General features: G+C 57.9%; 17 protein-coding genes. 9 read left to right on the top strand and 8 right to left on the bottom strand.

The genetic code is table 11. The features are described 5' to 3' along the window. Positions 1–11 precede the first annotated feature (11 nt). A complete protein-coding gene (locus tag AC1EKE_RS06570) occupies positions 12–1,328 on the bottom strand; it encodes an anaerobic C4-dicarboxylate transporter family protein (protein ID WP_296160594.1) in 1,317 nt (438 codons plus the stop codon). A gap of 479 nt (positions 1,329–1,807) precedes the next feature. Here AC1EKE_RS06570 and AC1EKE_RS06565 point away from each other — a divergent pair, with 479 nt between their 5' ends. The 3 genes from AC1EKE_RS06565 (at position 1,808) to AC1EKE_RS06555 (ending at position 6,479) form a co-directional block, all read left to right on the top strand. Continuing rightward, a complete protein-coding gene (locus tag AC1EKE_RS06565) occupies positions 1,808–3,820 on the top strand; it encodes an LptF/LptG family permease (RefSeq protein ID WP_480308753.1) in 2,013 nt (670 codons plus the stop codon). Positions 3,821–3,829: 9 nt separating this feature from the next. Beyond that, the gene (locus AC1EKE_RS06560) at positions 3,830–5,047 is read left to right on the top strand and encodes a bifunctional 3,4-dihydroxy-2-butanone-4-phosphate synthase/GTP cyclohydrolase II (RefSeq protein WP_480308752.1); all 1,218 of its coding nucleotides are present in this window, start codon (positions 3,830–3,832) and stop codon (positions 5,045–5,047) included. A gap of 739 nt (positions 5,048–5,786) precedes the next feature. Continuing rightward, positions 5,787–6,479, top strand: coding sequence for a tetratricopeptide repeat protein (locus tag AC1EKE_RS06555; RefSeq protein WP_480308751.1), 693 nt, complete (start codon positions 5,787–5,789; stop codon positions 6,477–6,479). Positions 6,480–6,545: 66 nt separating this feature from the next. Here the strand turns inward: AC1EKE_RS06555 and AC1EKE_RS06550 are convergent, their stop codons facing one another. Genes AC1EKE_RS06550 through queC form a run of 3 tightly spaced genes read right to left on the bottom strand, consistent with a single transcriptional unit; the run spans position 6,546 to position 11,008 of the window. Beyond that, a complete protein-coding gene (locus AC1EKE_RS06550; protein ID WP_480308750.1) occupies positions 6,546–7,940 on the bottom strand; it encodes an arylsulfatase in 1,395 nt (464 codons plus the stop codon). A gap of 11 nt (positions 7,941–7,951) precedes the next feature. Further along, the gene (locus AC1EKE_RS06545) at positions 7,952–10,336 is read right to left on the bottom strand and encodes a 4-alpha-glucanotransferase (RefSeq protein ID WP_480308749.1); all 2,385 of its coding nucleotides are present in this window, start codon (positions 10,334–10,336) and stop codon (positions 7,952–7,954) included. After that, on the bottom strand, positions 10,337–11,008 hold the full coding sequence (gene queC / locus AC1EKE_RS06540) for a 7-cyano-7-deazaguanine synthase QueC (protein ID WP_480308748.1): 672 nt from the start codon (positions 11,006–11,008) through the stop codon (positions 10,337–10,339). A 339-nt stretch (positions 11,009–11,347) separates the two neighbouring features. Here queC and AC1EKE_RS06535 point away from each other — a divergent pair, with 339 nt between their 5' ends. Beyond that, on the top strand, positions 11,348–12,034 hold the full coding sequence (locus AC1EKE_RS06535; RefSeq protein ID WP_480308775.1) for a class I SAM-dependent methyltransferase: 687 nt from the start codon (positions 11,348–11,350) through the stop codon (positions 12,032–12,034). Positions 12,035–12,256: 222 nt separating this feature from the next. On the opposite strand, the gene AC1EKE_RS06530 is transcribed toward AC1EKE_RS06535, so the two are convergent. From AC1EKE_RS06530 to metG, 4 genes are all read right to left on the bottom strand, one after another. Further along, positions 12,257–13,276, bottom strand: coding sequence for an ROK family protein (locus AC1EKE_RS06530; protein WP_480308747.1), 1,020 nt, complete (start codon positions 13,274–13,276; stop codon positions 12,257–12,259). An 81-nt stretch (positions 13,277–13,357) separates the two neighbouring features. Continuing rightward, a complete protein-coding gene (locus AC1EKE_RS06525) occupies positions 13,358–13,957 on the bottom strand; it encodes a nuclear transport factor 2 family protein (protein ID WP_297129628.1) in 600 nt (199 codons plus the stop codon). Between the two features lie 72 nt (positions 13,958–14,029). After that, a complete protein-coding gene (gene mnmA, locus AC1EKE_RS06520; protein ID WP_480308746.1) occupies positions 14,030–15,145 on the bottom strand; it encodes a tRNA 2-thiouridine(34) synthase MnmA in 1,116 nt (371 codons plus the stop codon). A gap of 2 nt (positions 15,146–15,147) precedes the next feature. After that, the gene (gene metG, locus AC1EKE_RS06515) at positions 15,148–17,220 is read right to left on the bottom strand and encodes a methionine--tRNA ligase (RefSeq protein WP_480308745.1); all 2,073 of its coding nucleotides are present in this window, start codon (positions 17,218–17,220) and stop codon (positions 15,148–15,150) included. A gap of 260 nt (positions 17,221–17,480) precedes the next feature. Here metG and AC1EKE_RS06510 point away from each other — a divergent pair, with 260 nt between their 5' ends. From AC1EKE_RS06510 to AC1EKE_RS06490, 5 genes are all read left to right on the top strand, one after another. Beyond that, positions 17,481–19,517, top strand: coding sequence for a transketolase family protein (locus tag AC1EKE_RS06510; protein ID WP_480308744.1), 2,037 nt, complete (start codon positions 17,481–17,483; stop codon positions 19,515–19,517). A 3-nt stretch (positions 19,518–19,520) separates the two neighbouring features. Beyond that, entirely contained in the window at positions 19,521–19,994 is a 474-nt protein-coding gene (locus AC1EKE_RS06505) for an RpiB/LacA/LacB family sugar-phosphate isomerase (protein WP_480308743.1), read from the top strand. Next, positions 19,975–21,969, top strand: a complete 1,995-nt coding sequence (locus AC1EKE_RS06500; protein ID WP_480308742.1) for a M3 family metallopeptidase — start codon at positions 19,975–19,977, stop codon at positions 21,967–21,969. Before AC1EKE_RS06505 ends, AC1EKE_RS06500 begins: the two co-directional genes overlap by 20 nt. A 247-nt stretch (positions 21,970–22,216) precedes the next feature. Continuing rightward, on the top strand, positions 22,217–22,708 hold the full coding sequence (gene ybeY, locus AC1EKE_RS06495) for an rRNA maturation RNase YbeY (RefSeq protein WP_480308741.1): 492 nt from the start codon (positions 22,217–22,219) through the stop codon (positions 22,706–22,708). 27 nt (positions 22,709–22,735) lie between these two features. After that, positions 22,736–23,476 (top strand): DUF4271 domain-containing protein, encoded by a 741-nt coding sequence (locus tag AC1EKE_RS06490; protein ID WP_480308740.1) that lies wholly within the window; start codon positions 22,736–22,738, stop codon positions 23,474–23,476. The last annotated feature ends 5 nt before the right edge of the window (positions 23,477–23,481 follow it).

Below are 23,481 nucleotides of genomic sequence, written 5' to 3'. Positions count from 1 at the left end.
TGAAAGTGTTATTAATAGATTTGTATAAGTAGCAAGCCTACGGCAATGGCAACACCTGTCGCCACCAGCCCGGGTACCATAAAGGAGTGATTCAGTAGGAATTTCCCAATCTTCGTCGTCCCAGTGCTGTCGAAGTTGATCGCCGCCACCACGGTCGGGTAATTGGGGAGGAAGAAGTAGCCATTGACGGCAGGGAAGAGCGCTATCAGTAGCATCGGTGAGATGCCGAGAGCGATGCCCAGCGGAGCCACGGCGCGGATCGTCGCCGCCTGGCTGAAGAGCAGGATGCTCATAAAGAAGAGGGCGAGCCCAAAGAGCCACGGCATCCTCGTCACTACATCCTGCAGGCTGGCAGTGATCACGTCGATATTACCATTGATAAAGGTATCCCCCATCCAGGCGATACCGAAGATGGCTATCACCGCCTGCATACCGGCATTGAACACCGATCCCTTCGTCGCCTTGATCCCGTCGGTCTTGGTGGCGAGGAGGATGATGGCGGCGGTGCTGAGCATAATCATCTCTATCGCCTCGGGCATGCCGAGCTTCACCGTCGTGCCATCAATGACAAAGTCCGGTCTCAGGGCGGGGATGGAGCCCAAGAGGACGATGGCAACCACCGCCACGAGGAAGAGGATCACGCTGAGGCGAGCCTTGAGAGGGGTCTTCGCATTGGGGTCCATGGTGGAGAGACGAGAGGGCTCTATCAGTCCCTCGCTCATACGGCGGAGGTACTCGGGGTCCTCCTCCAGCTCCTTGCCCTTATGGAGGCAGGTCAGTGCTCCCACAAAGACGCCCAGTAGCGTCGCCGGGATACTCACCTTGAGGATGTCGATCAGGCTGATGCCCGCCGGAGCGAGGAGGGCGAGGAGCGCCACCGTCGCTGCCGATATAGGGCTAGCAGTGATCGCCTGCTGTGAGGCGATGACGGAGATGGAGAGCGGTCGTTCAGGACGGATCTTCGTCTCCCGCGCCACCTCGGATATCACAGGCAGGAGGGAGTAGACCCCATGACCGGTACCGGCAAGGAAGGTGAATAGGTAGCAAACAAAGGGGCTGTAGATCGTGATCTTATCCGGATGACGACGGAGAAACTTCTCTGCCACCTTGACGAGGTAGTCCAGACCTCCCGCAGCCTGCATACAGGAGACCGCAGAGATCACTGCGGCGATCATCAGCATCACATCGATAGGCGGCGAGGTGGGCATCAGACCAAATCCAAAGACCAGTATCGCCAGTCCTATACCTCCTGTCACACCGAGGCCGATGCCGCCAAGGCGGGCACCGACAACGATGGCAACTAGGATGAAGAGTAGCTGTATAAGCAACATATCGTGTAGTTTTATGGGTTTGCCGGCGTGCTGTCCCGTCAGCATTGATGCCACAAATGTACTTATTACTCAAGAAATGCATAAAACGAGACGATAAGTAAAGTCTGTCGCCAAGCCGACCTTCCGGTGGGCCGATTGACAGGCGAAGGGAAGACGTATGAAGACCACAGGGTGCGACCCTCAGACTTATATCAGTCTTAGTCGGCACTAATGCAGGTAGTAGTCGTGGCTGATACCGGTAACAGAAGCAGCATCGGTGACCGACAAGGGGGCGGTCATTGATGATTGCGTGCATACATCGGTTTTCTCCACTTTGTAGCTCAGCCGATGCCGATGGAGAGGGCATCCCCTACGGATGCAGTAAGACCCGGGTCTGTCGGTTCCCTAAGGCATCACCCCTCCGGACAGGCGCTACAGTAAGGGGATAAGAGGGGATTTCTTGCTACCTTTGCGTGACCGTAAGCGGTCCTCTGACTGTGAAGAAATTAGACCTCTACGTCCTCCGGACTTTTATCCCCTTGCTCCTCGGGAGCACTGCCGTCGCATGGTTTATCCTTGTGATGCAGCTCCTCTGGCGCTTTGTCGGGGATATTGTCGGCAAGGGGGTGGACACTTGGGTGCTCCTCAAGCTGATGTTCTACTCCGCGATGACGGTGGCGCCGATGGCTCTGGTGCTGGGGGTGCTGCTGGCGGGGCTGATGACCTTTGGCAACCTCAGTGAGCGGATGGAACTGCTGTCGATGAAGACTGCGGGCATCCCCTTCACAAGGATTATGCGGCCACTCCTCGGTCTCTCCATACTGCTGGCGGGAGGGCTCTATTGGTTCCAGAACGACTGGATGATCACCAGTCAGGTACGCTTCTGGCAGTACTACTTCTCGATCAAGAATAAGTCGCCCGAGCTGGCGATACCGGAGGGTAGCTTTACGCAGGACATCCCCGGCTACTCTATATATATCACGCGTAAGGACCCAAAGACGAAGACGCTCTACGACCTGATGATCTACGATCACTCCGAGGGCCCGCAAAATGCCACGATAGTTCTCGCTGACAGTGGCTACCTCTACTCGGTCAACGATGGTCAGGAGATGGTGCTGGAGGCGTACCATGGCGAGTCCTTCCGCAATCTCCGCCCCTCAGAGTCGAGCGACTATGGAGGGAATGTCCAGCGCCCATTCCTGAGGGAGCAATTCTCCTCCAAGGAGGTGATCATGCACTTCGATGACAGTCTCTATATGGTCGATGAGGGGGCGCTGAGTAGCCAGTTTGTCGGCAAGAATGCCCGCCAGCTACGCGCCTATGTCGACTCCCTCACCGTTGTGCGCGACTCGATGGCTCAGGTCAATAGGGAGCTGATCCGGGCGACGGCTGCTCGACCTGTGATGCAGGGCGATGCTCACTCTGTCGCTCGCTCCTCACGAGAAGCCCTCCTTGAGGAGATGGCTCCTGTCGCTGGTGTCTCTCCAGGGGCGGCAGTCGGTGGGGCTGTGGGTCATGCGGTGGCAAAAAAGAGTGCTGAGGAGGAGGGTGCTCCGGCACCCACAAGGCGAGATCTCGACGCAGACCTGCGGGCTCTCGGGTACTCACAGCTACAGACGATATACAACGCGGCCACGCAGAAGCTCAATGCAGACGTCAGCTCCTACTACTTCAATAATATGGACCAGGAGGAGACGGAGAGCCTGATCCGGAAAAACGACTTCGAGTTTTGGCGAAAGTATACCTACCCGGTCGCTGTGATCGTCTTTTTCCTCATCGGGGCGCCACTGGGAGCGCTGATCCGTAAAGGCGGTATCGGGGTCCCCTTCATCGTGGCGATCTTTTGCTTCATCGTCTTCTACATTCTTGAGACGACCGGAGTGAAGATGGTCAATGAGAGTCGCTGGATCCTATGGAGTGGCATCTGGCTGCCCAATATGGTCCTCTTTCCCGCCGGGCTCCTGCTCACCTACCTCGCCACGCAGGATAGTATGCGCTTCAATGTCGACATCTTGGTCAATTCGTTTCACCACTTTATGGGCATCGAGCCGGTTCGCAAGGTGGGCGCTGTTGTGGCTGAGGGTGTCCCCGACTACGCACTTGCCACACGGGATATTGACAGGGCGGATGAGCTGGCAGACCGCTTCATCCACCAGTCCTCGGCAGGGTACTTCGGCTTCTTCACCCGCCCCACGCAGCAGCATCTGCAGAGAGAGCTCGCTACAGCGCTTGATGAGATCGTTGACAATCTCGGCCGCGGGGAGGATATCCTCCTCGTGCACCGTCTCAGTGGCTACCCCGACCTCATGGAGCTGGCAAACGTGCGTAAGCCACGGGAGCGATGGCTGCGGATCGCACTGATGATCCTCTTCCCCATCGGGCTCCTCGTCTACGCTTACTACCAGATCAGATACATAGCCTTCCGGCGTGAGTGCAAGCACGTCCGGGACAATAATAATAAGGTGCGGGACGAGATCGCCCGCATCACCGAACATCGTAAATCACACTAAGTACTAGTTATGAACGATACGATCAAGCTCAACTCTATCGATGAGGCGCTGGAGGACCTGCGCCAGGGTAAGCTCATCATCGTCGTCGATGATGAGGACCGGGAGAATGAGGGAGACCTCATCGGCGCCGCCGAGATGATGACCCCGGAGATCATCAATTTTATGATGCGCTACGGTCGCGGCGTGCTCTGCGCCCCGATGACTGCCGAGCGCTGCGGTGAGCTGGAGCTGCCGATGCAGGTGGTGGATAATACCTCCCCCCTCGGCACCCCCTTCACCGTCACCGTGGACCTCCTCGGTCATGGGGTCACTACAGGGGTCTCCATGTCGGACCGTGCTGCGACGATCCGCGCCCTCGCCGACCCCACACTCCGTCCCGATGACCTCGCTCGACCTGGTCACGTCAATCCTCTCCGTGCCCGCAACGAAGGGGTCCTCATCCGCGCCGGCCATACTGAGGCAACGGTCGACCTTTGCCGTCTCGCCGGACTTCGTCCCGTCGGCTGCCTCATCGAGACCGTGAATGAGGACGGCACGATGGCGCGTCTGCCCCAGCTCCTTGTCTTTGCGAAGGAGCATGGGCTCAAGATCATCTCCATAGCCGACCTGATCAAGTATCGGATGAATAGTGAGAGTCTCGTCGAGGAGGGTGTGGAGGCGAAGCTGCCGACGAAGTACGGCGACTTCCGCGTCATCCCCTTCCGTCAGCTCAGCAACGGACTGGAGCACGTCGCACTCGTCAAGGGCGAAGTCTCCGATGGCGCTCCGGTACTGGTGCGCGTCCACAGTTGTTGCGCCACAGGGGACATCTTCGGCTCCCTCCGCTGCGAGTGTGGCGAGCAACTGCACAAGGCTATGGAGCTGGTGGAGCAGGAGGGACGCGGTGCCATCGTCTACCTCAATCAAGAGGGTCGTGGCATCGGACTGATGGATAAGATCCACGCCTACAAGCTCCAGGAGGAGGGGATGGACACCGTCGAGGCCAATGTCCACCTCGGTCATCGACCCGATGAGCGGGACTATGGTGTCGGCGCTGAGATACTCAAGAAGCTCGGCATCCGTAAGATGCGCCTCCTCACCAATAACCCCATCAAGCGGGTCGGTCTTGAGAGCTACGGCCTCGAGGTGGTGGAGCACGTCCCGATCGAGATTACGCCCAATAAGTACAACGAGCGCTACCTCCGTACCAAGAAAGAGAAGATGGGACAGGACCTCCACGAGGTCTAAGCCTCCACACTGAGGTCCTTTAAGGATAAGAGAGCCCCGAGTCGAATCACTTCGCTCGGGGCTCATTGTTATGTATAACGTGCAGTCTAACATCTAACTGCCTGTTGTTAGTCAAAAAAGAAACGAGCCAACTACCGTACAAGTGTACGAAGCGACCCGAGATCTTTCAAGAGAAAACTGTCTCCCGACAGCTCAGCTCTTACCTTAACCTTTAATCTAATACTATTATGAAAAAACCACGATGCAAAGGTAGGGACTTTATCCCATATATGCAAGTCTGAGACTTGGATTCTTATCCACTTACCCCCGCATCCCTCCTCAGATACCGCTCTCACTCACGCTTTGTAAGCCGTCCCCTCATACCTGCAGGCAAAAAGAAACGAGTCGCCTCCAGAATGAGGTGACTCGTGACCTTTCAAGAAAAAGCTGTCTCACGACAGCTCTGTTCTTACCTTAACCTTTAATCTAATACTATTATGAAAAAACCACGATGCAAAGGTAGGGACTTTATCTGAACTATGCAAGTCTTTGTCCACTGAAGATTGCAATCTACCCCATATTTGACAATAATTTGTGTTTGTAGGCCTTTGGCTAACGCTCTTTTATTCTTCAAGGTGTGCGCTTAACCATACCCTTCAATGCCCTCACAGTGAATAGTTAAGCCGGTCTATCGCTTTATCGGATTGTTTTTACTACCTTTGCGCAGTTAGTCCGTAGTCTATATATAAGAAGCTAACTCATGAGTAAGCAAAGCAATACCCAAGACCTCAATAAGGAGGCAACCTCAGCCGAGACCGGAAGTAAGGCAGAGGATTACATGAAGAAGAATAGGCGGACGCTTATCATCTGCCTCGTTGCTGCCATCGTAGTGATTGGCGGTATCATCCTCTATCGTAACGCTTATATGATGCCGCATCGGGCAAAGGCGGAGGAGCAGATCTTCCGTGCCGAGCAGCTCTTCGAGAGAGACTCATTTGAGACCGCTCTCAAGGGCAATGGTGCCGATGTGAAGGGTTTCCTCGATATCATCAGCGACTACGGCAATACTCCCTCCGGCAATGTGGCACACGCCTACGCCGGTGTCTGCTACTACCAGCTGGGCGACTACCAGAGCGCTATCAAGCAGCTGGATAAGTTTAGCTCCAAGGACATGATGCTCCAGCCGAGTGTCATCGGTCTGATCGGTGACTGCTACGTCGAGGGCGATCAGTACGATAAGGCGGTCGGCTACTTCGAGGATGCAGCCAAGAGGGCTGACAATATGCTCCTCTCACCGATCTACCTCATCAAGGCAGGCCTTGCTTATGAGGCTCTCGGTAAGACCGATAAGGCTAAGGAGGCATACACCAAGGTCAAGGAGAGCTACCCGACCTCTCCCTCCGCTGCCAATGCTGAGAAGTACCTCCAGACACTGACTCTGCAGGGCAAGTAAGCTACTCTGACGATACCAAAAAGCCCCCCTTGCGACTTAGGTCGTGAGGGGGGCTTTTTTTTGCTATTATTTCTCCTGAGTGAGTAGCGGGAAGTCCTTGCTCGACCGGTGCGACCGGTCAATCAGCTCGCCCAGCTGCCGGACCACCTCAGGGTAGTCTGTGGAGACATCCCGAAGCTCGCCCGGGTCAGCGGAGAGATTGAAGAGCTCCTCGTACGTCTGCGAGGCATCCCTGACCTGCTGACGGATCAGCTTCCACTGACCCATGCGGACCGCCTGCCGTCCCCCCTCCTCGTGAAACTCCCAGTAGAGGTATGGGTGCTCCGCCTGTTCGCCCCGACCGAAGAGGGTAGGGGCAAAGGAGATCCCGTCGGACTGCTCCTGAGGCATCGCACCGCTCAGCTCCCGGAGAGTCGGCATCACGTCCCAGAAGGCAAGCACATGATAGGAGGTGCTCCCCGGCTTGATCATTCCCGGCCATACTGCGATGAAGGGGACCCGCACCCCTCCCTCGTAGAGGGCGCGCTTAAGTCCGCGGTAGGGACCATTGCCGTCAAAGAAGTAGGGATCGTGACCGCCCTCCTCGTGCGGCCCGTTGTCGGAGGTGAAGATGAATAGCGTCTCCTCGGCCAGTCCCTCCTCCCGCAGCACCTCGATCATCCTTTTGACGTCCCTGTCGATGCGCCGTATCATACCGGCATAGGTCGCCTTGGGCTGCGCCTCAGCGCGGTACCAATTTCCCTCAAAGGGCCGCTCGCAGAACGCTCCCTCAAAGGGCTTCCGATCCTCCTCCTCAGCATCCAGGTCGGCATGCGGCAGGGCGGGGGTGAAGTAGAGGAAAAAAGGTCGCTCCCGGCGCTTCCGGTCTCTCAGGAAGTCGATCGCATGGTCCATCAGCAGATCCTGAGCGTAGGTCTTCCCGTCCAGGGGGATCAGCGTCTCGCCCTCGTGGAGAAACTCCGGTCTGTGACGATGGGCATTCAGCTGCCCCAGGTAGCCAAAGAAGTAGTCAAAGCCCTGCCTCGTCGGAGTGCCCTCCGTGCCGGGACCGCCGAGACCCCACTTCCCGATGCAGGCGGTGTCGTAGCCGGCGTCTCTCAGCATCTCGGCGATAGTCACCTCATCATCGGCGAGCGGGTGGTCGTAGGTGTGACCATCGGCATTGGCGGTATCCATATTGCCACGGATAAAGGCATGACCGGTATGGCGGCCGGTAAGGAGCGACCCCCGTGAGGGTGCGCTGACGGAGCAGCCGGCATAGGCCTGAGTAAAAGTCATCCCCGCCTGAGCGAGGCTGTCCAGTGCGGGTGTCGGGATGTATCGCTGCCCGTAGGCACCGAGGTCACCGATGCCCATATCATCGACCATGAATAAGATGATATTGGGTCGTGACTGAGCCAATCCCGTCAGGGATAGCGCCCTCACAGCCACTCCCGTGACGATTCGTCCTCGTATAGTCATACGTCTCTGCTTTACTCTAAGTGGCGAGGCAGCTCGGCAATGGTGCCTGGCATACGGTAGTCCCAGATCTGCTTGGGATCCTCGGGGTGATTGATCTGCTCCTCCTCCGGTGGCACCTCCGACCCGTAGCCGGTCAGCGTCCACCAGTCCTGCATGGGGAGTACGAGCAGTACCGAGGGGGCGAGCCGCCTCAGTGCTCGTATCAGCCCTGCTGCCGAGGGGTCATCAGCGCAGCCATAGGCGCGAGCGATGTCCCACCTCATAGAGTGGTCAAGCGAGCGCCACCAGTCGCGGAGCGTGCTGGTGTCGTGGGTTGATGTGGAGCCTACGCTGAGGTAGGGGATATCGTTGGGATGGGCATAGGGGCACCAGGACTTCTTTGCCATACGCACCACCTCGAGAGATAGCAGCTCAAAGGTGTCCATCACCTCCCGCATACTTCCCGGGAGACTCCCCAGGTCCTCAGCACAGAGGAGCATACGGGTGTCTGAGGTGGCTCCGAGGAGACGCTTGATGGCTGTTCGGCGCCAGAGCTCCTCATTGCGGTGGTGGTGGTACTCCTCCCGTAGGTAGAGGATCAGCTGTTTCGCCTCAGCACTCAGGGGGCCAAAGTCCGGGTATAGCTCTGGTGAGGGTGACGGGTGGTACAGCCCCTTCTCGTCCCTTGCACAGAGCCCCTCCACCCCTCGCACCTCATCAGGTCGGTAGCCGAGCGCCGGCACGTAGTGCGCCTGACGCTGGTCGGAGCTACTCTCAGGTATGCTCCATATGCGGAAGAAGCCGAGTATGTGGTCGATCCGTATTGCATCAAGGTGACGCTCCATCACGGCAAAGCGGTGGCGCCACCAGCGGAAGCCCTCCGCCTCCATCGCCTCCCAATCATAGGTGGGGAAGCCCCAGTCTTGTCCTTTGGCGGAGAAGAAGTCGGGCGGTGCACCTGCCTCCTTATCCAGGTGGAAGAGGTGTGGCGCCATCCACACATCAACGCTATTTCGTCCCACACCGATCGGCAGATCCCCCTTGATCAGAACGTGGTGCCGGTGGGCGACCTCCGTCAGCCTGCTCAGTTGGTCATAGAGGAAGTATTGGATGAAGGCGTACCGAAGCACCTCACGCTCCGCCTGAGCCCCCTCGATCGTCTTCGATAGGAGGTACTCCTCCCGCACTGAGGTGTAGGTCGCATAATCCGTGACCGGCGTCCCCGGCTGACGATCCCTGAGGACGCAGAAGAGGCAGTAGGCGAGCAGGTCCTCCCCCTCCAGGGACATAAACGCCCGCACCTCCTCCATCGTCGGGTTATCGGCCCTCTCGTAGCAGTAGTCGACCACCTCGCGCTTGAGCTGTCGGACAGCGAGGTAGTCTACGCGCGGCAGAGCATTGAGCACAGTGGCTCGCTCCTCCCAGCTGTGCCTGAGTGGTGCCTCCTCGTACCCGGGTAGCCGGCGCACGTCGAGGTAGAGCGGGTCCAGACCGTAGGTGGTGATGGCGTTGTAAGGGTAGGAGTCGAGCGGGGTGCGGGTAAAGGTGGTGTCGTAGAAGGGGAGCATCTGGTAGAGGTGCTGTCCCAGATCTGAGAGGTAGATGACAAAGTCCACCGCATCGCCGAAGTCACCGATGCCGTAGGAGCGCTCGGTGCGCAGGGCGAAGAGTGGAGCCACTGTCCCCTCGATGCTTTTCCGCTCCCAGGTGGGCTGAAGAGTTGGCTCGTCGACAAAAGTGAGCGTGAGTGAGCGCTTCTCCTCCGGTCGGTACACTCTATTGGGTCCCTCCTCCCAGAGGATCGACCCGTCCCGCCTTCGGAGCACCACCTTGTACTCCATCGCCGGCAGTCCCTCCATGGAGAGAGTGTAGCAGTGACGACAAGCCCGGAGTGGGATGCCGTGCATCGGGTCCCACGCCCCCGCCTCTGTCACAGAGCCGACGAGGAAGAGCTCACCATCGTAGACCTCCTGCCTCAGGAAGGCGATCACCTCGCCGCGTCGGCAGTCGAGGGCAGCCAAGGGCTCCCTTGTCCTATCTGTCAGCCCGAGCAGCCCACAGAGGGGCGGGCTCATCAGCCGATGTGCGGGGGAGGGGGCGATCCACCGATCACGGATCACCACATTGAGTGGCATCGTCTCCGGCTCCGTCGATCTCAGTCGGAGGGTATGGAGCATCGGGGCCTCCAGCGCGATGATCTCTCCCTGCTCCACCACTCTGTAGCTGTAGAGCAGCTCCTTATAGCTGCGGATGGAGAGCGGCAGGTCGAGGGTCCAGAGCCCTGTGGTGCGCTCCTCCATAGGGCGCTCCTCACCGCCCATCAGGCAGACTATGGTCTGCCCCTCATGGGCGGTCTGGTAGGGTAGGACGAGGGTCAGCAGGATGCGCTGCTCGGTCACATTATCTTTTTTCTTCATCTACTCCGTCTCGTAGGTGGTTGGGTCGGTGATGCCGGCCTCCCGGAAGGCCTCGCGTCGCTCCTCACAGGTACCGCACTTGCCGCAGTGCTTTTCCCCGCCCTTATAGCAGGAGTAGGTGTCTCCGTAGTCCACCCCCAGCTCGGCACCACGGTGGACGATATCAGCCTTGGTGATCAGCGTGTAGGGTGCATCGATGGTGACGCCATTGAAGGTCCCGGCACGCATAGCCCCGCTCATCTCTCGGATAAAGTCGGGCCTGCAGTCGGGGTAGATCGTATGATCCCCGGAGTGGTTGGCAAGCATCACCCGGTCCAGCCCCCGGCTCTCAGCCAGCCCGCAGGCGACGGAGAGCATGATCCCATTGCGGAAGGGGACGACCGTGGACTTCATATTCTCCTCATCGTAGGAGCCCTCCGGGATCGCCTCCGCTCCCTCTATGAGAGAGGAGTGGAAGTACTCCTTGATGAAGTGGAGCGGGATCACTAAGTGCTCGATGCCGAGAGCAGCACAGTGGCGTCTCGCGCAGGCGATCTCCCGAGCATTGTGATTGCTGCCGTAGTCAAAGGTTACGGCCAGGGCGATCTCATCCTGCTTATCGTGCAGTAGCGTGACGCTGTCGAGACCACCGGAGAGGACGATGATGGCATCTTTTCTATTATTCTTCTTCATGGCTCAAATGTACGACTTTTTAGGCTCAAGGGAGGTCCCTCTGTCGTGTAGTCCGGAGACATCCTCATCGTGGGGATGGATCAAAATTTCCCCCTCACCTCCGGGGAAATTCTAATACCGATATTAGAGTAATCTAATACCGGTAAAAGAAATCACTAATATCGGTATTAGCGATCACTAATATCGGTATTAGATCGGAGCTTGGTGCCATGCGACTCCTGGAAAAGGTACATAGTAGATTGAGCATGCCCCCAAAATCACCATTACTGGTGATTGCAGGAGTGAAGCAGGCATGGTATTTTCGTAAAATAAGAAATGAATATTTTTGACAAGAAGATAATGGCAAAGGAACAAAGTAATTCCTACCAAGGGGTGATGGATCATTATGACGACCTGTTGACAGGACGTAAGTGGTGGTCAAGGATATACTGGCGATTGATATGGAACGAGGACGCTAATCTCTTGGCTCAGAAAGTGCTTGATTTTATACCGGACGACTTTCAGGGACGACTGCTTGACGTCCCTGTCGGCACTGCCGTTTTTACTGCGGAAAAGTACCGACGGATGAAAGGTGCCGAGATTGTTGGTTTAGACTATTCGGATGAAATGATAGCCATAGCGGCTTTGCGGAAGGAAACAGAGGGGATAGCCAACCTGTCTCTGAGGCAAGGAGATGTCGGAGACCTTCCCTATCCCAACGAGTCCTTCGACTGCATCCTGTCAATGAATGGCTTTCAAGCTTTCCCGGATAAAGAGAAGGCCTTTGCCGAGATTTTCCGTGTGCTGAAGCCCGGAGGTTTCTTCTGCGGTTGCTTTTATGTCAAGGGTGAACGCCGATCGGCTGATTTCTTTGTCAAGAAAGTCATGGAGAGAAAAGGATTTTTCCGCCCTCCATACGACACCTTTGCCGAGGCCAAGAGCCGACTTAGAGGTATGTATGGCGATGACGTGCTGACAGAGAAAATGGCTTCCGCCTGCTTGTTTCGCTGCGTGAAACCACAGAGAGAAGACGCTGATAACGAGTAAGAGCTATTAGCGTAACAATCGGCGACGAGGAAAACTTCCCCATTGCTTCTTCTCTCCCAAGGGTTGCTCCTCGACACTTGCAAGCTACTGCGGGGCTCGTCGGTAACTACGCCTCGTGTGGACTATATCCACAGATGTATGACATGCCCATATACAAAAAAAGCGGTGGAGTAAGGTCGTAACCCTGCTCCACCGCTGTAGTACTTGGGGACGCTGTCGCGATTACACCTCGGCGTTGGCCATATAGACGCTGTCCGGGTGTAGGTGTGTCGCCTCCCAGCCCATAGCTGCGGCACCAAGGATGGCGGCGTCGTTTTCCTTCAGCTCGCTGAAGACGATCTTCACCTTGCCCTTATAGATATTGAGGAGGTTCTCCTCCATGGCACGCTGTGTCGGCTTGAGGAGCAGGTCACCGGCATGGGTGAGACCACCAAAGAGGATGATCGCCTCGGGACTGGTGTAGGCGACCGCATCGGCAAGCGCCTCACCGAGGATGGTACCGGTATTCTCAAAGATCTGGATCGCCAACTTGTCGCCCTTCATGGCGGCATCAAAGACATCCTTGGAGGTGATCTCCGCCGGATCGAGGTCGCGGAGCAGGGAGTCATCCTCACGGATAGAGAGGTACTCGCGTGCCGTGCGTGCCACACCGGTGGCAGATGTGTAGGTCTCGAGACATCCCTGGCGGCCACAGCCACAGGTGCGACCATTGCGACGGATCACGGTGTGACCCACCTCGCCGGCGAAGCCATCGTGTCCGTAGACCAGCTCGCCCCCGACGACGATGCCGCTACCGACACCGGTGCCGAGAGTAATCTCGATAAAGTCCTTCATACCGCGCGCCGCACCATAGGTCATCTCTCCGATGGCAGCCGCATTGGCGTCATTGGTGAGGACGACCGGGATCTGCAGCTCCTTCTCGAGCAGACCGGCGAGTGGGATCTTATCCTTCCAGGGGAGGTTGGGGGCAAATTCGATCGAGCCATTGAAGTAATTCCCATTCGGAGCACCGATACCGATCCCGAAGATCTTATCCATCGTCAGGTCGATCTCCACTAGATCGCGGATAGCTACCCCGAGGTCCTTGATATAGTCTCGGATGTCAAGGTGCTTACCGGTCTTGATGGAGCTGGTACGCAGGATGTTGCCGCGAGCATCCACGATGCCAAAGGCGGTATTGGTCCCGCCGAGGTCGATACCGATGACGTAGGGCTTAGACTCTATAGTTGGTTTGTTTGCCATGTGTTGGTTTCCAGGTTGTAGGTGGTGAGAGATAATCTTCCCCTCCCCGCACGGATGGTTGCCCCGGCTCGGGGCCGGAGGTCACTTGAGGACGAAGGGAGTCGGCATGTTGCCCAGGTTAAGGGCGTCACGGAGGCTCAGATTGACTCGCCAGTTGTCATTTTCCCGCACGAGATTCATCGTCTGGGGGACCTCAAGGGTGGGGATATCGTTCTTGGCAATGTACTGCTTGATATTCTCCTTCATCGCATCGGGGAGGTCGGAGAGCGAGCTCATGCGCTTGCCATTTGCCATCATCTGCTGCAGGATCTCGAGGCTGATATTCTCCTTGATGATCTTGTCCATATCGGGTACGGTGAGGACGTAGGTGACAGTGGCGGTCTCGCCATTTACGATCTCCTTGAAGCTAGCAGCCTTGAGCACATCGCGCGTCTCCGGCACGAGGTCAAAGAGCGCCTGAGCATCCCTCGGGAGGGTGTACTTGGTGATGAAGTTGTCGTACGTCATAGCGGTCTGATCAGCCTCGCAGAGGAGGTTGTAGAAGGCCTGCAGGTCGCCCTTGAGCTGAGCCTCGACAGCCTCCTTGGCGACATCCTTGGGGGAGGACTTACCGCAGCTGGTGAGCCCGAGAGAGAGCACCAGCGTCATGGCGATAGCCAGAATGGTATTGATACGTTTCATATCCGGTTTCTGATATTATATGAGTGATATATTCCTAATCTGCGTACTAAGGTACTCCTTTTCTGATAAAAATTAAGGTTTTTCCTGCGGAATCTTATCCTGAGCGTCTCTCTGGAGTCCCTCGGCAATCACTCCGCTGCCATAGCAGAGGTGCTCCTCGGTGTCGTAGAGGGTGCAGAATTGCCCCGCTGCTACCCCCTGGATAGGCTCATCGGCGACGACGCTGTGGCTCCCGTCAGCGTGGCGACGGAGCAGCCCTCGGGTAAAGTCGGGCGTGTGGCGTACCTTGAGCGTCACCGCCATCTCATCGGCCCCCTCGGGCATCGGATCGCCGGAGATGAAATTCATTGCCCCCAGCCGGATCAGGTCGCTGTACTGCATCTCGGTGTCAAATCCTCGGCTGACGAAGATCGTATTTGACTCCACATCCTTCCGAATCACGTACCAGGGACCACCACTAAGGCCCAGTCCTTTCCGCTGCCCGATGGTGTGGTACCAGAAGCCTCGGTGCTCGCCCAGCACCTGCCCGGTCTCCAGCTCCACGATCGGGCCGACCCGCTCTCCGAGATGCTCCCGGAGGAAGTCGTCGTAGTCGATCCTGCCGAGGAAGCAGATCCCCTGGCTGTCGTCTCTGTGGGCGGTGACCAAGTGATGCTCCTCGGCGATGGCTCGGAGTCGCTCCTTAGGGAGATCCCCGATCGGGAAGAGTGCCTTATGGAGCTGCGGGTAGGTGATCTGGGCAAGGAAGTCGGTCTGATCCTTGACCGGGTCTACCGCTGTCGCGAGGTAGTCCAGTCCGTCGATCGTCTCCTTGCGGGCATAGTGCCCCGTCGCGATATGGTCGTAGGTGGAGCCGGTGTAGCTGTCGAAGGCGCCAAACTTGATCCACCTATTGCACATCATATCCGGATTGGGCGTCAGTCCCCTCCGCACCGACTCCAGCAGATAGCCGACCACATGATCCCAGTACTCCCGGTGGAGATCGATCATCTCAAGCGGGAGGTCGTACTTCCTCGCCAAGATCCGGACGATCACCTCATCATCCTCCGCCGGACATCCGGCGTAGCCCTCCTCCTTGGCTCCTATGCGGATGTAGAAGAGGTCTGGCCGTATCCCCTGCTCGAGGAGACGAACCATCGCGACGGAGCTATCGACACCGCCGGAGAGGAGAAGGGCTGTCGAGGACATGATTACGAGAGTCGGCTGCCCGGGCGAACCTCCTTGGAGGTGGTCGCTACGGAGAGCGTGCCATCGGGCTCTACAGCGCTCAGGATCATACCATTGCTCTCCAGCCCCATCATCTTGCGGCCGGCGATGTTGGCGAGGAAGAGTACCTGCTTGCCTACCAGCTCCTCGGGATGCTCGTAGTAGGCGGCAAGTCCGGAGAGGATCTGTCGACCACCGAGACCATCATCGAGCTTGAAGCGAAGGAGTTTCTTGGACTTCGGTACCCGCTCGCACTCCAGCACGGTGGCGACACGGATGTCGATTTTCTCAAAGTCATCGAAGGGGATCTCCTCATCGATCGGGTCCACCGTCAGGTGGGCAGCTGCCTCAGCCTCCTTGGCTGCCAGAGAGGCAGCCTTGGCAGCGAGGAGCTTCTGCTTCTGTGCCTCGACCTGATCGTCCTCAATCTTCTCGAAGAGCAACTCCGTCTTACCCAGCCGGTGACCCGCCTTGAGGAGGTCAGTCTCACCGATCGCCTCCCAGTCGACCTGCTCATCCATAGCGAGCATACGGCGGAGCTTCGCCATCGAGAAGGGGAGGAAGGGCTCGAGGAGCAGCGCACTATTGGCAGCGATCTGGAGGGCTACGTTGAGGATCGTCCCGGTACGCTCGGGGTCTGTCTTGATCACCTTCCACGGCTCGAGGTCGGCGAGGTACTTATTGCCCAGTCGGGGCAGCTCCATGGCGGTGCGCTGAGCATCGCGGAAGTGGAAGTCCTCGATGAGTCGGGCGGTCTCCTCGCGGATCTCCCTCATCTTGGCGAGTACCTCCCTATCCTCATCCGTCAGCTCGGCGGCGGGTACCTTTCCGTCAAAGTGCTTCCCCGTCAGCACCATCGCGCGATTGACGAAGTTGCCGAGGATGGCCACCAGCTCGCTGTTGTTGCGGGACTTGAAGTCCTCCCACGTGAAGTCGTTGTCCTTGGTCTCAGGAGCGTTGGCAGTCAGTACATAGCGCAGGACGTCCTGCTTACCGGGGAAGTCCTCGAGGTACTCATTGAGCCAGACGGCCCAGTTCTTCGATGTCGAGATCTTGTCTCCCTCGAGATTGAGAAACTCATTGGAGGGCACATTGTCGGGGAGGATAAAGGAGCCCTCAGCCTTAAGCATAGCGGGGAAGACGATGCAGTGGAAGACGATATTGTCCTTCCCGATGAAGTGGATCAGCCTCGTCGAGGAGTCCTTCCACCAGGTCTCCCAGCTGTCGGGGAGTAGCTCGCGGGTATTGGAGATGTAGCCGATCGGGGCGTCAAACCAGACGTACAGCACCTTCCCCTCCGCGCCCTTGACCGGCACGGGGATGCCCCACGAGAGGTCGCGGCTCACGGCGCGAGGCTTCAGCCCCATGTCGAGCCAGCTCTTGCACTGGCCGTAGACGTTGGGGCGCCACTCCTTGTGATCCTCGAGGATCCACTTGGAGAGCCAGTCCTGATAGTCATTGAGCGGGAGGTACCAGTGGGTCGTAGGACGCTTCACAGGGGTGGATCCGCTCAGCTTGGAGTGGGGGTTGATCAGCTCGTCCGGGCTCAGCTCAGAGCCACACTTCTCGCACTGATCGCCATAGGCCTCCTCATTGCCACAGCGGGGACAGGTGCCGACGATGTATCGGTCGGCGAGGAACTCTCCCGCCTCCTCGTCGTAGTACTGCTCGGTCGTCTGCTCGATAAACTTTCCCTCATCATACAGCTTGCGGAAAAAGGCGGATGCCGTCTCCTCGTGGATCTTGGACGAGGTGCGGGAGTAGATGTCGAAGGAGATCCCGAAGTCCTCGAAGGACTTCTTGATGATGCTGTGGAACTGGTCCACCACCTCCTGCGGGGTGATGCCCCGCTTCTTGGCCTGAAGGGTGATCGGCACGCCGTGCTCATCGGAGCCACAGACAAAGAGCACCTCCCGTCCGCGCAGTCTCAGGTAGCGGGCGTAGATGTCTGCCGGCACGTAGACGCCGGCGAGGTGACCGATGTGCACCGGCCCATTGGCGTAGGGCAGCGCAGCGGTGATGAGAGTTCGCTTGAAGTGACTATTATCCTGACTCATAATCTAATGATACCTTATATTATATGGGTCACAAAGGTACCACTTTTCGCTGACTGCCTTGTCGCTCTCTCGAGCGCCATCCGAGCATCTTCGTCAGGCTCGGTATCGGTCTCCTGAGTATTTAGGCGGACTGTAGCGGGGTGTCGGGGGCGGAATAAGTCTTTTGTGGGTCAAGGCGACAAAAAAGGGGTATATTTGTCCGTAGGTTGAGACCTGCCGTAACTCCGACTATCAAACCAATACTTCAATACACCGTAACGATGAGTAGTAACTCTCTAAGCCACAAGATCGCTGACAATATCCGGATCCTTGCCCTCTCCATGGTAGAGAAGGCCTCATCCGGCCACCCCGGAGGAGCCATGGGTGGCGCCGACTTCGCCGCTGTGCTCTTCTCTGAGTACCTCCGGTATGACCCGGAGGACCCGGCGTGGATCGCCAGGGATCGCTTTTTCCTCGACCCCGGTCACCTCTCCTCCATGCTCTATAGCGTGCTGGCGATGCAAGGCTTCTTTACCACTGAGGAGCTACAGCGCTTCCGCCAGTGGGACAGCCCGACACCGGGACACCCGGAGCTGGATATCAAGCGAGGGATAGAGAATGGCTCTGGTCCGCTCGGTCAGGGGCATACGATGGCGGTGGGTGCTGCCATCGCGGCAAAGAAGATGGGCGCCCACTTTGATGAGGCGCTGATGCAGCAGCGGATCTACGCCTTCATCTCTGACGGAGGTATCCAGGAGGAGATCTCGCAGGGGGCCGGTCGTCTCGCCGGGCACCTGGGGCTGGATAACCTGATCATGTTTTACGACGCCAATGAGGTGCAGCTCTCCACCCGCGTCGATGAGGTGGACAGCGAGGACGTGGCGATGAAGTACCGCGCCTGGGGCTGGGAGATCTTTGACATCAATGGTAATGACCCGGATGAGATCCGTCGCGCTCTCGATGGTGCCATAGCGGTCAAGGGCAAGCCGTCGCTCATCATCGGTCACACGCTGATGGCTAAGGGGGCGATCGATAAGCAGGGCGGTCGCTCGCTTGAGGATCAGGTGTCTACCCATGGTCAGCCGCTCTCCAAGGCCGGTGCCGACGTCCGTCGTACCGTTGCCGGTCTCGGTGGCGACCCGGATGATCCCTTCGTCATCTTCCCGGAGGTGCAGGAGTGCTTCACCAAGCGGCGCGAGACGCTCATTGAGGATAAGAAGGAGTGGCAGGCACGCTTCGACAGCTGGCGTAAGGCTAAGCCTGAGGCCGCAGAGGAGCTGGTGCGGTGGCTTGACCCTGAGGTGAAGGGCGTAGACTGGTCGCAGATCGAGCAGGCACCGGACAAGGCGACCCGCAATGCTTCGGCAACCGTCCTCGGACATCTTGCTGAGCAGGTACCCAATATGATCGTCTCCAGCGCAGACCTCTCCAACTCCGACAAGACGGACGGTTTCCTCAAGAAAACCACAGCCATCACGCGGGACAACTACGATGGCCAATTCATCAACATGGGCGTCTCCGAGCTGACGATGGCGGTGGTGAGCATGGGGCTGATGCTGCATGGGGGGCTGATCGCCGCCTGTGGCACCTTCTTCGTCTTCAGCGACTATATGAAGCCAGCGATCCGCCTCTGTGCGCTGATGGAGCTGCCTGTAAAGTTTGTCTGGACCCATGATGCCTTCCGCGTCGGGGAGGATGGTCCGACACACCAGCCGATCGAGCAGGAGGCGCAGATCCGCCTGATGGAGAAGTTGCGCAATCACTCCGGCAATAATGCGATGCTGGTGCTCCGTCCCGCCGACGTGGAGGAGACCACCGTCGCGTGGAAGATGGCGATGGAGAATACGAAGAGCCCGACGGCGCTGATCTTCTCCCGCCAGAATATCAAGAACCTCCCCGAGAACGACTACACCAAGAGCCTCCGCGTCGAGCGGGGTGGCTACACCGTCATCGAGCGTAAGACTCCGGAGGCGGTGCTGATCGCCTCCGGATCAGAGGTGAGTACGCTGGTCGCCGGTGCAGAGTTGCTTCGCGAGCGAGGCATCGAGGTCAATGTCGCCTCCATACCGAGTGAGGGACTCTTCCGTCGTCAGCCGGAGCCCTATCAGGAGAGCGTGCTGCTCCCAGGCGTACCGCGCTATGGACTGACTGCGGGACTGCCCGTCACCCTCGAGGGGATGATCTCCCATAGCGAGGGGCGGATCCACGGGATGGAGTCCTTTGGCTTCTCCGCCCCCTACACGGTGCTGGATGAGAAATTTGGCTACACGGCTGAGACGGTCTGCCGTGAGGTAATGGAGCTATTGGGAAAGAAGTAAACTATGATAGCAGGAGTAAATAAGATAGGTCTGGCCAGTGATCACGCCGGATACTATATCAAGATAGCGGTGAGGGACTTCCTCGCAAAGTGGGCTCCCGAGGTGGAGCTGATCGACTATGGGACGGACAGCGGGTCTGCTAGCTGCGACTATCCCGACTTTGCCCACAAGCTGGGCGATGCCCTCGACAGGGGCGAGGTGGATATGGGCGTCGGTGTCTGCGGCTCCGGTGAGGGGATCCAGATGGCGCTCAATAAGCACCGGTCCGTCCGTGCAGGACTTGCCTGGATGCCAGAGATCGCATCGCTGATCCGGCAGCATAATAATGCCAATGTGCTGGTGCTGCCGGGACGCTTTGTGCCGGTGCAGGAGGCGCAGGAGATGGCAGAGATATTCTTCAGCACTGACTTCGAGGGCGGTCGCCATGAGCGTCGGGTCCGGAAGATAGCGATAGACTATGGAGAGACTCTATCCTGACTTTGAGCATAGGGATGCTGATACCCTTGTCGCTCGGGTGCGGGAGGATCTGGCGACCTATCGGGAGGAGCTGGAGGAGATCCGCTCCGTGCCGATAGAGTCTGCCACCTTTGGCAATACCGTGCTGGCTCTGGAGCAGGCTGGGAGGGCGTTGGACGTGTCGTCGGCCACCTTCTACAACCTCCTCAGCTGCGATGCGGAAGATCGCCTCATGGAGCTGTCGGAGGAGCTGACGGAGGAGCTGACCGATGTCGCCAATGAGATCTCTCTTGATCCCGACATTGCCGCCAAGGTGAAGAAGATCTACGAGGCACCACAGGATGCGCTCTCGCGGATCGACAAGAGGCTCCTCCTCCGTACCTACGAGTCCTACCGGGACAATGGGTCGATGCTGCCGGAGAGCAGCCGACAGGAGCTGAAGGGGCTCCGTAAGGAGCTGAGCTTGGCTACACTCCGCTTTGGGCAAAACGTCCTGCGGGAGCAGAATGCCTATCGTCTCTCAGTCCTCGATGGTGAGTCTCTCCAGCGGTTGCCCTCCTCAGCTCTGGAGCAGGCACGTAAGAGAGCGAAAGAGGAGGGCGTAGAGGGCTGGATCTTTGACCTAAGTATGCCGTCCTACAGTGCGCTGATGCGCTTCTGCAGCAATCGGGAGACCCGCAGGCAGATCTACCGCGACCGCGGTACGCTCTGCTACGATACCTCGAGAGAGACAAGCAACATCGCCACAATCTACGACATCGTCCGGCTACGGCACTCCATCGCTAAGCTCCTTGGTCATGAGACCTATGCCGACCTGGTACTATCCAAGAAGATGGCAAAGACGCCCGATGCGGTCTATCAGATGCTGGACAGTCTGCGCGATGCCTACCTCGCCAAGGCGCATGAAGAGGTGGAGACGATAGCCAATCAGGCGGAGCGAAGGGATCAAATCTCAAAGCTGGAGCCGTGGGACTGGAGCTTCTATGCAGAGCTCTATCGCCAGAGGGCGCTGAAGTACGATGAGGAGCAGACGAGACCTTACTTCGAGCTGTCGTCCGTGGTGGAGGCGATGTTTGGCCTCGCCGGCAAGCTCTACGGGGTAGAGCTCCACCGCAATCCCGAGCTTCCGGTCTACCACCCTGATGTGGAGGCATACGATGTGCTGCGTGAGGGACAGCTGCTGGGGACACTTCTCCTTGACTACTTCCCTCGTAAGGGCAAGCGGTCCGGTGCCTGGATGACCAATTATGTGGAGGAGTATGAGGGGGTACGCCCGGTGATCAGCCTTGTGACCAACTTTACCCCGCCCAGTGATGATAAGCCCTCGCTCCTCACCTTCGATGAGACGACGACGCTCTTCCACGAGTTTGGCCACGCCCTTCATGGGCTACTGACGACCGTGAAGTACGCCTCTCTCAGCGGGACCAATGTGGAGCACGACTTTGTGGAGCTGCCGTCGCAGATGAATGAGAACTGGATGCGCCAGCGCGACTTCGTCAAGTCCTTTGCGAAGCACTATGAGACCGGTGAGGTGATCGGGGACGACCTGCTTGATGCGATCGAGCGGAATGCGCTCTTCCTCGATGGCTATGGCTGTATACGTCAGCTCACCTTTGGCTACTTAGATATGAAGTGGCACGCCACCGACCCGGAGGCCCTGCCCACCGACATTGAGGCGGTGGAGGCTGAGGCTCGCAAGGGGCTGGAGCTGCTCCCGCATGCGGTCGGGACGGCGATGAGTCCCTCCTTTACCCATATCTTCAGTGGTGGCTACGCTGCCGGATACTATGGATACAAGTGGAGCGAGATCTTGGACGCAGATGCCTTTGAGGAATTCATTCATAATGGTCTCACCGACCGCGCCACGGCCGATCGCTTCCGGGAGAATATCCTCGAGCGGGGCGACTCGGAGGATCCGGCAGAGCTGTACCGAGCCTTTAAGGGTCGGGATGCAACGGTCGACGCGCTGCTTCGTCGCTCTCACCTGATCCAGTGATCCGCCCAAGGCGATCAGGATTACTTGAAAATCATGAAGGAATGCCCCTGATCGTCAGGGGCATTCCTTTTATCCGTACAAGTCGGAGGGCAAGTACAGACTCCGGTATGGAGGCTTTTACCCAAAGTCCTGAGCCGGGCTAAGCGGGCTGTGATAAAATGACTACCTTTGCAGTGTCCTTCCGGGCGAAGCAAAGGTGCATCCGGAGGGCTGGTGTTTCCCATCTAATATAGTGCACAAGTTGTCTATGGCTATTCATTATTACTCAGAGAGCGAGGCTGTCCCCCCATTTCTCCGTCGAGAGGTGGGCGCTTGGATCACGTCTGTGGCCGAAGGCTATGGCAAGACCATAGGTGAGCTCAATTATCAATTCTGCAACAATGAGCAGATGCTCGAGATGAATAGCAAGTTCCTCGATCATCACTACTACACGGACATCATCACCTTCCCGAGTGGAGACGATGACGAGGTGCTGGTGGCGGACATACTGATCTCGCTCGATCAGGTCCGGCTCAATGCAGCAGAGCTTGGGGTCACGCCCGGGAGCGAGCTACTCCGGGTGATGATCCATGGGGTACTCCACCTCTGCGGTCAGGACGATGTGACGCTCGAGTTAGAGACGGAGATGCACCACGCCGAGGACCGCGCCCTTGCGAAGCTACCCGAGAGGGTCTGGCGAGACATCCCGGCATCGGAGGCGTGGATGGATGAGCGTCCGGTGAGCAAGGGGAAGGAATAAGGAAGAAGAAGTAGAGGGAGCATCTTGTTGTCGAGCTTAAGTGTAGAGACTCACTCTGCCTGGCCCGCCTTCGATGGGTATGAGGCGGCGCAGTACGTCGACTCGGCGCCGGACTATACCGACACCTTGCTGGCGATGACGCTGGTGCTGATGGCGCTATCCCTACTGCTCTACCATATGCTTCTGAAGCCCCGAGGCAGAGGGCGTGCTATGCTGCTGCTCACTGCTCCGCCGAGGGCGATCCCGAGAGTGCGGGAGATGTTGCCGTCTGTAGGCTTTTTCGTAACGGGGTTGCTGGAGAGCCTCCTTTTGGTGGCTCTGCTGGTGACGCTCCTGCTACCGGAGACGAGTGGGGTCGCCTCGCTGTCAGTCACAGGCTTTTGGCTCAGCGTGGGGAGGGTCGCTCTCTGGGTGGCACTTCTTTTTATCATAGCCACCATAGCACAGGCGTGGATGGTCTACACCTTCTGCCACTCCGACCAGATCTCGCTCTGGTGGGCGGACTACCTGATCCTGATGATCGTCGCTGCCAATACGCTCCTCTTGCCACTCCTCCTGCGACTCTTCACGCCCCTGAGTACTACCACTCTCGTGATCCTCTCGGTCGGTCTTTATGTGGTCTCGCGAATACTCTTGTGCTACAGGGAGATACAGATATTTAGTCACCTGAGACATTATCCCCTGCATATTATTTTGTACCTTTGCGCTTGCGAAATAGGCCCCTTGCTCTTTGGGCTCAAGGTCGCCTCCCTAAGTGTGAATCAGTAGCATAT

The organism is Porphyromonas sp. C0041D3, from assembly GCF_056590575.1.
This window is presented reverse-complemented; position numbering and strand designations above follow the sequence as displayed.

Excerpts from the sequence above, each read along its gene's own strand:
- AC1EKE_RS06505 (WP_480308743.1), top strand. The coding sequence starts at position 19,521 with ATGATAGCAGGAGTAAATAAGATAGGTCTGGCCAGTGATCACGCCGGA.
- AC1EKE_RS06550 (WP_480308750.1), bottom strand. The coding sequence starts at position 7,940 with ATGACTATACGAGGACGAATCGTCACGGGAGTGGCTGTGAGGGCGCTA.
- AC1EKE_RS06560 (WP_480308752.1), top strand. The coding sequence starts at position 3,830 with ATGAACGATACGATCAAGCTCAACTCTATCGATGAGGCGCTGGAGGAC.
- queC (WP_480308748.1), bottom strand. The coding sequence starts at position 11,008 with ATGAAGAAGAATAATAGAAAAGATGCCATCATCGTCCTCTCCGGTGGT.
- metG (WP_480308745.1), bottom strand. The coding sequence starts at position 17,220 with ATGAGTCAGGATAATAGTCACTTCAAGCGAACTCTCATCACCGCTGCG.
- AC1EKE_RS06530 (WP_480308747.1), bottom strand. The coding sequence starts at position 13,276 with ATGGCAAACAAACCAACTATAGAGTCTAAGCCCTACGTCATCGGTATC.
- AC1EKE_RS06555 (WP_480308751.1), top strand. The coding sequence starts at position 5,787 with ATGAGTAAGCAAAGCAATACCCAAGACCTCAATAAGGAGGCAACCTCA.
- AC1EKE_RS06535 (WP_480308775.1), top strand. The coding sequence starts at position 11,348 with ATGGCAAAGGAACAAAGTAATTCCTACCAAGGGGTGATGGATCATTAT.
- mnmA (WP_480308746.1), bottom strand. The coding sequence starts at position 15,145 with ATGTCCTCGACAGCCCTTCTCCTCTCCGGCGGTGTCGATAGCTCCGTC.
- AC1EKE_RS06545 (WP_480308749.1), bottom strand. The coding sequence starts at position 10,336 with ATGAAGAAAAAAGATAATGTGACCGAGCAGCGCATCCTGCTGACCCTC.
- ybeY (WP_480308741.1), top strand. The coding sequence starts at position 22,217 with ATGGCTATTCATTATTACTCAGAGAGCGAGGCTGTCCCCCCATTTCTC.
- AC1EKE_RS06510 (WP_480308744.1), top strand. The coding sequence starts at position 17,481 with ATGAGTAGTAACTCTCTAAGCCACAAGATCGCTGACAATATCCGGATC.
- AC1EKE_RS06500 (WP_480308742.1), top strand. The coding sequence starts at position 19,975 with ATGGAGAGACTCTATCCTGACTTTGAGCATAGGGATGCTGATACCCTT.
- AC1EKE_RS06525 (WP_297129628.1), bottom strand. The coding sequence starts at position 13,957 with ATGAAACGTATCAATACCATTCTGGCTATCGCCATGACGCTGGTGCTC.